Origin of the sequence: Bradyrhizobium sp. CSA207, from assembly GCF_029051685.1 — a bacterium.
Taxonomy (GTDB): domain Bacteria; phylum Pseudomonadota; class Alphaproteobacteria; order Rhizobiales; family Xanthobacteraceae; genus Bradyrhizobium.
The window spans coordinates 171,450-185,666 of sequence record NZ_JAACFT010000004.1; the positions used below are offsets into that span (position 1 = coordinate 171,450).

General features: G+C 65.8%; 13 protein-coding genes. 12 read left to right on the plus strand and 1 reads right to left on the minus strand.

What is annotated here, in order from left to right; genetic code table 11:
• The first annotated feature begins 100 nt into the window (after positions 1-100).
• From GWG65_RS05775 to GWG65_RS05805, 7 genes are all read left to right on the plus strand, one after another.
• Positions 101-1,402 (plus strand): sugar ABC transporter substrate-binding protein, encoded by a 1,302-nt coding sequence (locus tag GWG65_RS05775; protein WP_275194548.1) that lies wholly within the window; start codon positions 101-103, stop codon positions 1,400-1,402.
• An 89-nt stretch (positions 1,403-1,491) separates the two neighbouring features.
• Positions 1,492-2,364, plus strand: coding sequence for a sugar ABC transporter permease (locus GWG65_RS05780; protein ID WP_275194443.1), 873 nt, complete (start codon positions 1,492-1,494; stop codon positions 2,362-2,364).
• Between the two features lie 4 nt (positions 2,365-2,368).
• Positions 2,369-3,199 (plus strand): carbohydrate ABC transporter permease, encoded by an 831-nt coding sequence (locus GWG65_RS05785; protein ID WP_275194444.1) that lies wholly within the window; start codon positions 2,369-2,371, stop codon positions 3,197-3,199.
• A gap of 15 nt (positions 3,200-3,214) precedes the next feature.
• Positions 3,215-4,222: an ABC transporter ATP-binding protein gene (locus GWG65_RS05790; RefSeq protein WP_275194445.1), complete on the plus strand. Its 1,008-nt coding sequence runs from the start codon at positions 3,215-3,217 to the stop codon at positions 4,220-4,222.
• A gap of 38 nt (positions 4,223-4,260) precedes the next feature.
• Positions 4,261-5,034, plus strand: a complete 774-nt coding sequence (locus tag GWG65_RS05795; protein WP_275194446.1) for an SDR family oxidoreductase — start codon at positions 4,261-4,263, stop codon at positions 5,032-5,034.
• Between the two features lie 38 nt (positions 5,035-5,072).
• Positions 5,073-6,719 (plus strand): FGGY-family carbohydrate kinase, encoded by a 1,647-nt coding sequence (locus GWG65_RS05800; protein WP_275194447.1) that lies wholly within the window; start codon positions 5,073-5,075, stop codon positions 6,717-6,719.
• A gap of 5 nt (positions 6,720-6,724) precedes the next feature.
• Positions 6,725-7,660: a carbohydrate kinase gene (locus GWG65_RS05805; RefSeq protein ID WP_275194448.1), complete on the plus strand. Its 936-nt coding sequence runs from the start codon at positions 6,725-6,727 to the stop codon at positions 7,658-7,660.
• Between the two features lie 6 nt (positions 7,661-7,666).
• On the opposite strand, the gene GWG65_RS05810 is transcribed toward GWG65_RS05805, so the two are convergent.
• Positions 7,667-8,554: a LysR substrate-binding domain-containing protein gene (locus GWG65_RS05810; RefSeq protein WP_275194449.1), complete on the minus strand. Its 888-nt coding sequence runs from the start codon at positions 8,552-8,554 to the stop codon at positions 7,667-7,669.
• 123 nt (positions 8,555-8,677) lie between these two features.
• Here GWG65_RS05810 and GWG65_RS05815 point away from each other — a divergent pair, with 123 nt between their 5' ends.
• The 5 genes from GWG65_RS05815 to GWG65_RS05835 all read left to right on the plus strand — a co-directional run bounded on the left by GWG65_RS05815 (position 8,678) and on the right by GWG65_RS05835 (position 14,197).
• On the plus strand, positions 8,678-10,099 hold the full coding sequence (locus GWG65_RS05815; protein ID WP_275194450.1) for an amidase: 1,422 nt from the start codon (positions 8,678-8,680) through the stop codon (positions 10,097-10,099).
• Between the two features lie 237 nt (positions 10,100-10,336).
• Positions 10,337-11,287 carry an ABC transporter permease gene (locus GWG65_RS05820; protein ID WP_275194451.1) on the plus strand — a complete coding sequence of 317 codons (951 nt, stop codon included), beginning with the start codon at positions 10,337-10,339 and terminating at the stop codon, positions 11,285-11,287.
• Between the two features lie 26 nt (positions 11,288-11,313).
• Complete coding sequence (locus tag GWG65_RS05825; RefSeq protein ID WP_342760627.1) at positions 11,314-12,180, plus strand: ABC transporter permease; 867 nt, start codon at positions 11,314-11,316, stop codon at positions 12,178-12,180.
• A gap of 2 nt (positions 12,181-12,182) precedes the next feature.
• Positions 12,183-13,196: an ABC transporter ATP-binding protein gene (locus GWG65_RS05830; protein ID WP_275194452.1), complete on the plus strand. Its 1,014-nt coding sequence runs from the start codon at positions 12,183-12,185 to the stop codon at positions 13,194-13,196.
• Entirely contained in the window at positions 13,193-14,197 is a 1,005-nt protein-coding gene (locus GWG65_RS05835; RefSeq protein WP_275194453.1) for an oligopeptide/dipeptide ABC transporter ATP-binding protein, read from the plus strand. The genes GWG65_RS05830 and GWG65_RS05835 overlap by 4 nt, the downstream gene beginning before the upstream one ends.
• Positions 14,198-14,217 lie beyond the last annotated feature (20 nt).

The following is a 14,217-nucleotide window of genomic DNA, read 5'->3' on the forward strand; positions in this document are numbered from 1 at the left end:
CGCCGGCTTGACAACGGCACGCCCTCAGTTGAACATACGCCCAACGCGTGGGCATATGCTCAAAAGCGCGAGCCTAAGGGAGGTCATCGTGAAACACGTCATGGGCGCCGTCTGCGGCGCGTCCGTCCTGCTGCTATCCGTCTCCGCGGTGGCCGAAACCACCCTGACCATTGCCACCGTGAACAACGGCGACATGATCCGGATGCAGGGTCTGACCAGCGAATTCACCGCGAAGAATCCGGACATCACAGTCAAATGGGTGACGCTGGAAGAAAACGTGCTGCGTCAGCGCGTCACCACCGACATCGCCACCAAGGGCGGGCAGTTCGACGTGCTCACCATCGGCACTTACGAGGTGCCGATCTGGGCCAAGAAGGGCTGGCTGGTGCCGCTGGCCAATCTCGGCGCGGACTACGATGTCGCCGACCTGCTGCCGAAGATCAAGGATGCGGTCTCCGTCGACGGCAAGCTCTATGCCGCACCGTTCTACGGCGAGAGCTCGATGGTGATGTACCGCACCGATCTGTTCGAGAAGGCCGGGCTGAAGATGCCGGAGAAGCCGACCTGGGATGTCGTGATCGACGCCGCCAAGAAGCTCACCGACAAGAGCGCCGGCGTCTACGGCATCTGCCTGCGCGGCAAGGCCGGCTGGGGCGAGAACATGGCGTTCCTCTCGGCCATGGCCAATTCCTACGGCGCGCGCTGGTTCGACGAGAAGTGGCAGCCGCAGTTCAACACGCCGGAATGGAAGGCGACGCTTACGACCTACGTGAATCTCATGAAGGAGGCCGGACCTCCCGGCGCGAGCTCGAACGGCTTCAACGAGAATTTGGCGCTGTTCAACGCCGGCAAGTGCGCGATGTGGATCGATGCCACCGTGGCGGCGTCCTTCGTCAGCAATCCAAAGGACTCCAAGGTCGCCGACAAGGTCGGCTTCGCGCTCGCGCCCAACACCGGGCTCGGCAAGAACGCCAACTGGCTGTGGGCCTGGAGTCTCGCGATCCCCGCCGGCTCGAAGAAGGCCGAAGCCGCCGAGAAGTTCATCGCCTGGGCGACCAGCAAGGACTACACCAAGCTCGTAGCGGCGAAGGAGGGCTGGGCCAACGTGCCGCCGGGCACGCGGACCTCGCTTTATCAGAACCCTGATTATCTGAAGGTCGCGCCGTTTGCGAAGCTGACGCTGGCCTCGATCGACGCTGCCGATCCGAACAAGCCGACCGTGAAGCCGGTGCCTTATGTGGGCGTGCAATACGCTGCGATCCCGGAATTCCAGGGCATCGGCACGCAGGTCGGCCAGCAATTCTCGGCCGCGCTTGCGGGATCGATGACGGTCGATGCAGCGCTGACCGCGGCGCAATCGGTCACCGAGCGCGAGATGAAGCGCGCCGGCTACATCAAGTGAACCCGAGCTCTCCCTCCTGAGCTCAAACTAGCGGCCATCCACGTCGCTTGGTGGATGGCCGCCTTCTTCCCCCAGCGGAGAAGCTGACGATGGCAACCCGGCAGACGCAGATCCTTGCGCGGTCGCTCCTGACGCCGGCCGTCGGCTTGCTCTTCATCTGGATGATCGTCCCGCTGGCGCTGACGCTCTATTTCTCGACGCTGCATTACAGCCTGCTCGATCCCGGCTCCGAGGCGTTCGTTGGCCTTGAGAACTTTCGTTACTTCCTCACCGACCCTGCCTTCCTCGATTCGCTGCAGAACACGCTGGTGCTGGTCGGCTCGGTGCTGGCGCTGACGATCCTGCTCGGCACTCCGCTGGCGCTGCTGCTCGATCAGCCCGTGATCGGGCGCAACATCGTCCGGCTGATGGTGATCGCGCCGTTCTTCGTGATGCCGACGGTGAGCGCGCTGGTCTGGAAGAATTTGTTGATGCATCCGGTCTCCGGCCTGTTCGCCTGGATCGCGTCGCTGTTCCACCTGACGCCGATCGACTGGTTCAACGACGTGCCGCTGCTCTCGGTGATCCTGATCGTCGCCTGGCAGTGGCTGCCGTTCGCGACGCTGATTCTGCTGACCGCGCTGCAATCGCTCGACGAGGAACAGAAGGAGGCGGCCGAGATGGACGGCGCCAGCGCGCTCTCGGCCTTCATCTACATCACGCTGCCGCACCTGGCGCGTCCCATTACCGTGGTGATCCTGATCGAGACCATCTTCCTGCTGACGGTGTTTGCGGAAATCTTCGTCACCACCGGCGGCGGCCCTGGCCTGCAAACCACCAACATCGCCTTCCTGATCTATTCGCAGGCGTTGATTCAGTTCGACGTCGGCAGCGCCTCTGCAGGCGGCCTGGTCGCGGTGGTGATCGCCAACATCGTCGCCTTCTTCCTCGTCCGCATCGTCGGCCGCAATCTGGAGGCGTGAGACCATGGCACGGATGGCGACGACGCAGCGGGTGGTGGTATCGACCATCGGAGCGTGGTTCTTCGGCTTCCTGATCTTCTTCCCGATCCTCTGGATGGTGCTGGCGAGCTTCAAGACCGAGCTGGAAGCCTTCGCCATCCCGCCGTCCTTCGTGTTCTTCCACTGGACCACTGAAAACTACGCCACCGTGCAGGAGCGCAGCGACTATCTGCATCATGCGATAAATTCGATCATCATCGCCGGCGGCTCGACGCTGATTGCGCTTTTGATAGCCATTCCCGCGGCTTGGTCGATGGCGTTCTCGCCGACCAAGCGCACCAAGGACATCCTGCTCTGGATGCTCTCGACCAAGATGATGCCGCCGGTCGGCGTGCTGGTGCCGATCTACCTGATCTACAAGAGCTTCGGCCTGCTCGATTCCCGCATGGGTCTCGTCTTCATCCTCTGTCTCGGCAACCTGCCGATCGTGATCTGGATGCTCTTCACCTATTTCAAGGAGATCCCGCGCGACATCCTCGAGGCCGCGCGGATGGATGGCGCCACCATCGGCCGCGAGCTCGTCTACGTGCTGACGCCGATGGCGATCCCGGGCCTCGCCTCCACCATGCTGCTCAATCTCATCCTCGCCTGGAACGAGGCGTTCTGGACGCTCAATTTATCGACCTCGAGCGCCGCGCCGCTCACCGTGTTCATCGCCTCCTATTCGAGTCCGGAAGGACTGTTCTGGGCAAAACTGTCGGCGGCCTCGACGCTGGCGATCGCGCCCATTCTCGTCCTCGGTTGGTTCAGCCAGAAGCAGCTCGTGCGCGGGCTCACCTTCGGCGCGGTGAAGTAAAAGGGCTGCCGGATCATGGGTCAGATCACACTTCAGGGCGTGCAAAAATCGTTCGGCCCCGTGCACATCATCAAGGGCGCCGATCTCGACGTCGCGGACGGCTCCTTCGTGGTGTTCGTCGGGCCGTCAGGCTGCGGCAAGACCACGCTGCTGCGGCTGATCGCCGGGCTCGAGGACGTCAGCGGCGGCAAGATCCTGATCGACGGCAAGAACGTCGTCGACACGCCGCCCGCCAAGCGCGGGCTCTCGATGGTGTTTCAGTCCTACGCGCTCTATCCGCATATGAGCGTGCGCGGCAATATCGGCTTCGGCCTGAAGATGGCGGGGCTTGCCAAGGACGAGATCAACCGCAAGGTCGAGGCCGCCGCGGCGACGCTGAACCTGACGCCCTATCTCGACCGCAAGCCGCGCGAGCTGTCCGGCGGCCAGCGCCAGCGCGTCGCGATTGGCCGCGCCATCGTCCGCGAGCCGAAGGCGTTCCTGTTCGACGAGCCGCTGTCCAACTTGGACGCCGCGTTGCGCGTGCAGATGCGGATCGAGGTGACGCGGCTGCAGAAGCAACTCGGCACCACCGCGATCTACGTCACCCACGACCAGGTCGAGGCCATGACCATGGCCGACAAGATCGTGGTGCTCAACGGCGGCAAGATCGAGCAGTACGGCTCGCCGCTGGAGCTCTATGAGAGGCCGGCCAACCTTTTCGTCGCCGGCTTCATCGGCTCGCCAAAAATGAACTTCGTGACCGGCGAGCTGGCCAAGCAGCAGGGCGCCACGACCATCGGCGTGCGTCCGGAGCACCTCAAGATCGAGCGCGATGGCGCCGGCGGCTGGCAGGGGACGATCGCGGTCGCCGAGCATCTCGGCAGCGACACCTTTCTGTACGTCGATGCCGGACCACTGGGCATGCTGACGGCACGCTACATCGGCGAACTCAGTCTGCATGCCGGTGACCGCGTCTCGCTGGTGCCGGAGCCCGCGCGCATCCACCGCTTCGACCAGAGCGGCAACGCCGTTCGGGGCTGACAAGAAACGGCAAGAACGGCAAGAAACGGAAGAGCAACATGTACCTGGAAAAATTCAAGCTGGACGGCAAGATGGCGTTCATCACCGGCGGCGGGCAGGGCATTGGTCTCGCCTGCGCCGAGGCGCTGGCCGAAGCCGGCGCCAAGGTCGTCATCGGCGATCGCGACAGCAAGGTCGCAGACAGCGCAAAGGCCAGTTTAAAGGCAAAGGGTTATGACGTCGAGACCGCGGTGATGGACGTCACCGACACCAGGCGCGTGGCGGAGGTCGCCAATGATCTCGTCGCGCGCCACGGCAAGGTCGACATTCTCGTCAACAATGCCGGCATTGCCCGCAGCGAGACGCCGGCGGAGACCGTCACCGACGAGCATTGGCTCAACGTGATCGACGTCAATCTCAACGGCACCTTCTGGTGCTGCCGCGAGTTCGGCAAGCATATGCTCAAGGCGAAGAGTGGCGCCATCGTCAATATCGGCTCGATGTCCGGCTTCATCGTCAACAAGCCGCAGGAACAGTGCTTCTACAACGCCTCCAAGGCCGCCGTGCACCATCTCACCAAATCGCTCGCCGCCGAATGGGGCGCTCGCGGGATCCGGGTCAACGCGGTGGCGCCGACCTATATCGAGACGCCGCTCAACGCCTTCGTGAAGAGCAACGCAAAAATGTACGACGCCTGGATCGGTGGAACCCCGATGGCGCGGATGGGGCAGGTCGACGAGATCGCCTCCGTCGTGCTGTTCCTCGCTTCGGAAGCCGCGAGCCTGATGACCGGCAGCATCGTGCTGGTGGATGGCGGCTATACTTGCTGGTAGGCTTGCGTCAAAGCTGACGAGAGCGACCGGGAGTGACAATGCCGCGAGCGTATATCGGCGTCGACGTGGGGACCACGAGCACGCGGGCAGGGGTGTTCGACGAGGCCGGTACCCTTCTGGCCACCGCCCGGCATCCGATCAGGATCTGGCACGAGGCCGGCGATATCGTCGAGCAATCGTCCGCCGACATCTGGGACGCCTGCGCTAAATCGGTGCGGGCCGCGCTGGCGGAAGCTGGCATCGCGCCTGACAGCGTCGGCGGCGTCGGATTTGACGCCACCTGCTCGCTGGTGCTGGTCGACCGCCAGGGCGAGCCGGTCACCGTCAGTTCTTCCGGCGACAAGCAGCGCAATGTCATCGTCTGGATGGATCATCGCGCCACGGCCGAGGCGCGGCTGATCAACGAAACCGAGGACGCCGTGCTGCGCTATGTCGGCGGCTCGATCTCGCCCGAGATGGAGATGCCGAAGCTGTTGTGGCTGAAGCGGCATGCGAGCGCCAGCTTTGACGCCGCCGGTCACTTCTTCGATCTGGCGGACTTCCTGACCTGGCGCGCCACCGACTCGCTGCAGCGCTCGACCTGCACCGTCACGTGCAAATGGAACTATCTCGCGCATGACAGCGGCGGCTGGAGCGCGCCGTTCTTCCAGCGCATTGGCCTATCGGATTTCGTCAGCGAAAATTATGCCCGCATTGGTACCGAGATCGTCGCGCCCGGCACGCGGCTCGGCGCGGGTCTCACCCGCGCGGCGGCAGCTGACCTCGGCCTGTCACCTGGCACACCGGTGGGCGCGGCGCTGATCGATGCGCATGCCGGCGGCATCGGCGCGATCGGCGGCCGCGACGGATCGGGCGAGGCGACTGATGTCTGCGACCGCCTCGCCTACATCATGGGAACGTCGGCCTGCATCATGGCCACGACCAGGGAGCCATGCTTCGTGCCGGGCGTTTGGGGGCCTTATTACTCCGGCATGGTGCCAGACTTCTGGCTCAACGAGGGCGGGCAGTCCGCCGCGGGCGCGGCGATCGACCATCTGCTCAAGTCGCATCCCGGCTTTGGCGAGGCGAGCGCGGCGGCGCGCAGCGAGGGGCTCGACATCATCGAATTCCTGGAGCGCCGCATCATCGCGCGCGCAGGAGATGCCAGCCGTGCCGCGCTGCTGGCCCGCGACGTCCATGTCCTCCCCGAATTCATCGGCAATCGCTCGCCCTACGCCGATCCTGATACCCGCGCGGTGATCGCGGGCCTCGATCTCGACACCGATATCGGCGCGATGGAGCGGCTGTTCGTTGCCGGCCTCTGCGGGCTCGCTTATGGTCTTGCCGAGGTGATCGAAGCTTTTGCCGCACATGGCGTTCGTTCCGGCATCATGATCATGGGCGGCGGCGCGAGCCGCAGTCCGCTGGTGCGGCAGATCATGGCTGATACCACCGGTCTCACCGTCGCGCTGCCGCAGACGAAAGAGCCGGTGCTCCTGGGCGCCGCGATGCTTGGCGCGGTCGCCGGCGGTGCCTATGCCTCGATCGGCGAGACCATGGCAAAGATGTCGGCGCTGGGACGAAAGAGCGAACCGACCGCGCCCGACATGGCCGCGTTTCACGCCCGCAAGCGCGATGTCTACAAGCTGCTGCGCGAGGTCGATCGCGGCAGCCGCGCGGCGATGCGCGGAATGGCCGGAGGTTGAACCGGATGCTGATTTCCTGCGGCGATGCGCTGATCGATTTCGTGCCGACGCGAAGCGGCGACGGCCGCGAGGCGGCGATGCCGGCCGTCGGCGGCTCCTGCCTCAATGTTGCGATCGGCATGGCGCGGCTCGGCGCGCCCACCGGTTTCGTCGGCGGCATCTCGACCGACATGTTCGGGCGCATGATCGCCGACCATGCCGCTTCCTCCAACGTCGAGCTTGGTCTTGCCACCCGCAGCGATCACCAGACCACGCTCGCTTTCGTGCGCATCGTCGCGGGCGAGTCGCACTATGCTTTCTACGACGCCGAGACTGCGACGCGGAGCTGGACCTATCGGCGCGGGACCATTGCGTTCGATACCGTCGAAGCCCTCCATGTTGGCTCGACCACGCTGGTCAACGACCGCGGCGCCGCCGAGACCAAAGCCCTGATCGCCGATGCGCAGGCATCCTCGACGATCTCCTTCGATCCGAACTGCCGGCCCAATCTGGTCAGGGACAAGCCGGCCTACCTTGAGCGCATGGCCGAATTCGCTAGGCACGCCGATCTCATCAAGATGTCTGACGTCGATTTCGCCTACCTCTACGGCGAAGAGCACTGGCAGCAGCGGGCGAGCACGCTGCTGGAACAAGGGACAAGCCTCGTCGTCATCACCCGCGGCAACAACGGCGCCATCGCCTGGCATGCGGAAGCAGGGCAGATCGAAGTCGCAGCGCCGCAGGTCGAGATCGCCGACACCATCGGTGCCGGCGACAGTTTTCAGGCGGCGTTGCTGTTCGCCCTGCACAAGCAGAGGCGCCTCGTCCGCGAGCAGCTGAAGCATATCAGCACTGCCGAACTCCGCCGCGCGCTGTTCTTTGCCGCCAATTGCGCCGGCCTGACCTGCACCCGCCCGGGCGCCGATCCGCCCTGGAGCCATGAGATCACATGGAACTGGTAGCCGCCATCACAGCCGCGCCACGATTTTCTCGGCGCATTTGAGGAAGGTGCGGATCAGCGGGCTCTGGGAATCCCGCCGCCAGCACACCGCGATGTCGATGGAATCGGCGGCATCGCGCAGCGGCCTGAACACGATGCCGCGCGGCGCGCCGAGCTTGGCGCAGGCCGGCACGATGGCAAGACCTTCGCCGGCAAGAACCAGGCTCATCGCCGAATGTACCGTCTCGACCCGGCTGGCAATCGGCATCACGATCTGGTGCCGCCGCAGCAGGGCGGCGACCGCGGAGGAGGCGGGATCCTGGTCCGGCGGCGGCAACGCGATCAGCGGGCGGCCCTGTAGCCGGGCCATCGGCACCGTGTTCAGGCGGGCCAGCGGCGAGCGGATCGGCATCACCAGCATCAACGGCTGCGCCCCGATCCGCGCCACCTGGATCTCGGGATGGTGGATCGCGGGCATGCACAGCGCGACCGTGACGCTGCGGTCGAGCAGCCGCGCCTCGCGCGTCGATGCGCTGAGTTCTGCGAAGTCGAGATCGACGCCGGGAACGGACCGGCGCAATTCGGGGATCAGCCGCGGCAGCACCGCGTTCGCCAGCACGAACATGTAGCCGACCGACAGCCGGCCGCGCCGGCCGGAGGCCACTGCACGGGCGGCTTCGGCGCCGTCGGCGGCGAGTGCAAGCGCCTCGCTGGCGCGCGCCAGCAGCGCCTGGCCCGCCTCGGTCAGGTCCATGCCGCGCGTGCCGCGGCGAAACAATGGCGCGCCGATCTCGGCCTCCAGCTTGCGGATCTGGACCGAGAGCGGCGGCTGCGCCATCCGCAGCCGCTCGGCGGCCTTGCCGACGCTGCGCGCCTCGGCCACGGCGACGAAGTAACGGAGCCGGCGAAGATCCATTGGCATACCGAAAACGTATGGGTTGGCGATCAAAATCGTATTGGACGGCGAGTTAACAAAACTGTCATTCTCGCTGTCAATGCTATCGGCCAACGGCGGCCGGCTTCGGAGCGTGATTTGACGATGAACGGCGATCCCTGCCTGCTGTCCGCAACCGAACTGCGCGGCCTCATCACCGAAAAACGGATTTCCCCCGTCGAGCTCACCCGCGCGGTGCTCGCCCGCGCCGAGGCGCTGCAGCCCAAGCTGAACTGCTTCATCACGCTCTGCGGCGACGAGGCGTTGGCGCAGGCGCGCGAGGCCGAGCGCAAGGTGATGGCCGGCGAGCCGCTCGGCCTGCTGCATGGCATTCCCGTCACCGTCAAGGACATCGTCAACACCAGGGGCGTCAGGACCACCTTCGGCGCCGTTCCCTACAAGGACAACGTGCCGGCCGAGGATGCGGTCGCGGTCGCAAGGCTGCGCGCGCAAGGCGCGATCCTGATCGGCAAGACCACCACGCCGGAATTCGGCAGCAAATGCCTGACCGACTCGCCGCTGTTCGGCCGCACCCGCAATGCGTGGAGCGCGGAGCGTTCGTCCGGCGGCTCCAGCGGCGGCGCGGCGGTGGCGGTGGCCAGCGGCATCGCGCCGCTGGCGATTGCGACCGACGGCGGCGGCTCGACGCGGATTCCGGCGGCCTGCAACGGCGTGGTCGGGCTGAAGCAGAGCAATGGCGTCATCGCGCACAGCCAGGCGCTGGATGCTTTCGGCAACCAGACCTATGTCACGCCGACCACCCGCACAGTTGCCGATACCGCATTGATGATGCAGGCCATGGCCGGGGAGGACGCCTGCGACCCCTGGTCGATCGGCGTTGCCGTGCCGGACTTCATCGGCACCGCGATGCCGCGCGGCGATCTGCGCGGGCAGAAAATCCTGTTCTGCCTCTCGCCGCCCGGCCGCCCGGTGTCCGCGGACGTCGCGACGGCCTTCAAGGCGAGCCTCGATCGGCTCGCGGGCCTTGGCGCCGAGCTCGAGGAGTTCTCTGGAGACGGTTTCGACATCGAACCGATCTGGCGCGCCATCAACCACACGCTCTGGCGGACCCGCTTTGCAAAATTGGCGGCCGAGCACAGCGGCGAACTCAGCGAAGCCTTCCTCAAGCAGCTTGCGCTTGCCACCGAAGTCAGCGGGGTCGGATATCAGGAGGCGATGTTCGCGCGCACCGCGCTGTTCCGCCGGGTGCAATCCCTGCTTGCGCGCGGCAATCTGCTGGCGATGCCGACCCTCACCCGCACCGCGCTGCCGATCGAGCAGGACCTGTTCGGCACCATCGAGATCGACGGCAAGCGCTTTGACAGCGTCCGGCCGCACTGGTTCCCCTGGACCATGCCCTTCAACATGACCGGGCACCCCGCCGTCAGCCTGCCCTGCGGCTTCGGCCGCGACGGGTTGCCGATCGGGCTTCAGCTCGTCGGCCGCTTCCGTGACGATGCCGAATTGCTGCGCGTGAGCGCGCTGTTCGAGGCCTCGCACGATCTTCTGTCCCGTTGGCCCGGCTGAGATGGGGCACGGGAAAGACATCTTTCTTGTGGCTATCCTTCGAGACGCCCGCTTTGGGCGGGCTCCTCAGGATGAGGTCTTGTTTTGCGGCGAAATGGCAAACCCTCATGGTGAGGAGCCCGCCAAGGCGGGCGTCTCGAACCATGAAGGCCGAGCACTCTCTCGTTTCCTAGGCACTTGCGTCCCGCGCCCGGACATGTTGATCGTGGCGCGGGTGAGCCCTGAAACCGAGCGCGCATGAGCGTATTTGTCCTCCGACGTCTGGTGACCTTGGTGGCGACGCTGGTCGGCGCTTCCCTGATCATTTTCCTGGTGCTGGACGCGCTTCCCGGTAACGCCGCGCAGATGCTGATGGGTGCCGATGCGTCGCCGGATGCGGTGCGCGCGCTCACCGTCAAGCTCGGCCTCGATCAGCCGCTGGCCGTTCGCTATCTGCACTGGATCAAGGGTCTTGTCCTCGGCGACCTCGGCAACAGCTATGTCTACGGCACGCCGGTCGCCAGCCTGATCGCGGAGCGGCTGGTGCTGACGGTCCCGCTCGCGATCATGTCCATGCTGATCACGGTGACCCTGGCGCTTTCGGCCGGCATCTACACCGCGGCCAACCACAACAAGCTCGGCGATGTCGGCGTGATGTCGCTGACGCAGGTCGGTATCGCGCTGCCGAACTTCTGGTTTGCAATTCTCCTGGTGCTGCTGTTCTCGGTGCGGCTGCAATGGTTGTCCGCCGGCGGATTTGCCGGCTGGGAGGACGGCATCTGGCTCGGCATCAAATCGCTGCTGCTGCCGGCAGTCTCGCTCGCGGTGGTGCAGGCCGCGATCCTCGCGCGCGTCACGCGCTCGGCGGTGCTGGAAGTGCTGCGTGAGGATTTTGTCCGCACCGCGCGTGCGAAGGGGCTCGGCAAACGCGAGGTGCTGTGGCGCCACGTGCTGCGCAACGCCATGATCCCGGTGATGACGGTGATGGGCCTGCAATTCGCCAATCTGCTCGCCGGCACCATCGTGATCGAGAACGTGTTCTATCTGCCGGGCCTCGGCCGCCTGATCTTCCAGTCGATCGCCAATCGCGACCTCATCGTGGTGCGCAATTGCGTGATGCTGCTCGCCACCATGGTCGTCATCGTCAATTTCGTGGTCGACGTGCTCTATGCCTTCGTCGATCCCCGCATCAAGGTGCACGACCTGTGAGTGATCCGCTCGCCGCCGCAGTCGGATTGCCCACGGCACCCGCGCCGACGCGTCCCGCCACGGGCTTTTGGCGGAGGGCGCTGCGCCATCGCAGCTTTATGCTGGGCGGCGCGCTCAGCCTCGTGGTGCTCGCCTCGGCGCTGCTGTCGCTGGTATGGACGCCGTGGTCGCCCTACGAGATCGACATCGCCTCAAAACTCAGGCCGCCGTCGGCGGCGCACTGGCTCGGCACCGATTCCTTCGGCCGCGACATCGTCTCGCTGCTGCTGGCGGGCGCCCGCTCCACCATCATGGTCGGCATCATCGCGGTGAGCATAGGTCTTACCTTCGGCGTCTGCCTCGGCTTGATCGCGTCTGCCCGGCGCGGCTGGACCGAAGAGATCATCATGCGCTTCTCCGACTTCACCTTCGCTTTTCCGGCCGTGCTCTCCGCCATCATGCTTGCTGCGGTCGTGGGCCCGGGCATGGTGACCTCGATCGTCGCGATCGGCATTTTCCAGATTCCGACGCTGACCCGGCTGACGCGCGGCTCGGCCAACGCGATCTGGGCGCGTGAGTTCGTGCTGGCGGCGCGTGCCGCGGGCAAGGGGGCTTTCCGCATCACCATCGAGCATGTGCTGCCCAACATCCTGTCGATCCTGATCGTGCAGGTCACCATCCAGTTCGCGCTCGCAATTCTCGCGGAAGCCGCCTTGTCCTATCTCGGCCTCGGCACGCAGCCGCCGCAACCGTCCTGGGGCCGCATGCTGAACGACGCGCAGACGCTGCTGTTCCAGTCGCCGATGCTGGCGGTCTATCCGGGTGCGGCGATCGCGGTCGCCGTGCTCGGCCTCAATCTCCTCGGCGATGGACTGCGCGATCTGCTCGATCCGAGACTGGCGCGGGAGCGGTGAGGATGGCTGATCCCGCAACTATACCGCTGATCGCAGTCGACAATCTCGGCGTCCGCCTCAACACCAGCCGCGGCCCTGCGCAGGCCGTGCGCGGCGTCAGCTTCGCGCTGAAGCGCGGCGAGACGCTGGGGCTGGTCGGCGAATCCGGCTGCGGCAAGTCGGTCACCGCGCTGTCCCTGATGGGGCTGTTGCCCGACAGTGCCGTCGTGACCGGCAGCATCCGGCTCGACGGCAGCGAACTGGTCGGGCTTTCGGATCCAGATTATTGCGGCTTGCGCGGCAACCGCATCGGCATGATCTTCCAGGAGCCGATGACCGCGCTCAACCCGATGCACACGATCGGGCACCAGGTCGCCGAGCCGCTGCGGCGTCACAAGAAATATTCGGCTGCCCAGGCGCGCAAAGAAGCCATCGCCTTGCTCGACCGCGTCGGACTGCCGGATCCTGCAAGGCGTATCGATGCCTATCCGCATCAGTTTTCCGGTGGCCAGCGCCAGCGCGTCACGATCGCGATGGCGCTCGCCTGCGGCCCCGACCTGCTGATTGCGGACGAGCCGACCACTGCGCTCGACGTCACCATTCAGGGCCAGATCCTTGACCTCATCGCCGACCTCGTCGAGGAGCGCGGCATGTCGATGATCCTGATCTCGCACGATCTCGGCGTCATCGCCGAGAACGTGCAGCGCATGATGGTGATGTATGGCGGCACCGTGGTCGAGAGCGGGCCGACCGACGAGGTGTTCCGCCGCATGGGGCATCCCTACACACAGGGTCTGTTCCGCGCCCGCCCGAAGCTCGGCGCGCGCAAGGGGACGCGGCTGAAGACGATCTCGGGCACGGTGCCGGAGCTCGCCGACCTGCCATCCGGCTGCACCTTTTCGGATCGATGTCCGCTCGTGATCGATCGATGTCGCGCCGCGCTTCCGCCGATGGTGGACGTCGGACCAGGCCATGGCGTGCGCTGCATCAGGACGGATGTCTCGATGGCTGAAAGGGTCGGAGCGTTGACCGCATGACCGCCGCGCCTCTACTCGACGTGAAGGATCTCGAGCAGCGCTACACGCTGCCACGCGAAAGCCTGTTCCGTCCGCCGGGGCAGGTGCGTGCGCTCAACGGCGTGAGCGTGCGGGTCGACGTGGGCAAGAGCCTCGGTGTCGTCGGTGAATCCGGCTCGGGCAAGTCGACATTCGCGCGGCTGGTGATGGCGCTGGAGCGGCCGACATCGGGGCAGGTCGCGCTGCTCGGGCGCGACCTCAACCATATCTCCACTGACGAGCTGCGCCGCGCCCGCCGCGACTTCCAGATGGTGTTCCAGGATCCCTATGGCTCGCTCGATCCGCGTCAGACCATTGCGCGCATCGTTGCCGAACCGCTGACCGTGCTGGAGGAGGCCGATCGCACCACGTTTCGCGCGCGGGTCTCCGCCGTGCTGCGGCAGGTCGGCTTGCGCGATGCCGATATGGACAAATATCCGCACGAGTTCTCCGGCGGCCAGCGTCAGCGCATCGCGATCGCGCGCGCCCTCATCACCCAGCCGAAGCTGATCGTCGCTGACGAGCCGGTCTCCGCCCTCGACGTCTCCGTGCAGGCGCAGGTGCTTAACCTGATGCAGGACCTTCAGGAGCAGTTCGGCCTGAGCTACGTCCTGATCAGCCACGATCTCGCCGTCGTCGACTATCTCTGCGACGAGGTTGCGGTGATGTATCTGGGCCGGATCGTCGAGCAGGGACGCCCCGAAGACCTGTTCGAGCGTTGCGCCCATCCCTATACGCGGGCGCTGCTGGACGCCGTGCCGCGTGCGCGCGCCGGCGGCGGCCGGCGCCGACGCGGGGCGCAAGTGATCGCCTCGCAATCGGCGGCCGCGACCGGATGTCCCTATGCCGCGCGCTGCCCGCTTGCCGACCAGCATTGCCGCGAGGTCCAGCCTGAGCTACGCGAGCTGGGCGAGGCGCATCTGGCCGCCTGCCACAAGGCGGAGGCGGTGATGGCGTTGCCGCACGTCGCCATGGAAGGTTAGTATCCGCTGTGGAATTGGCG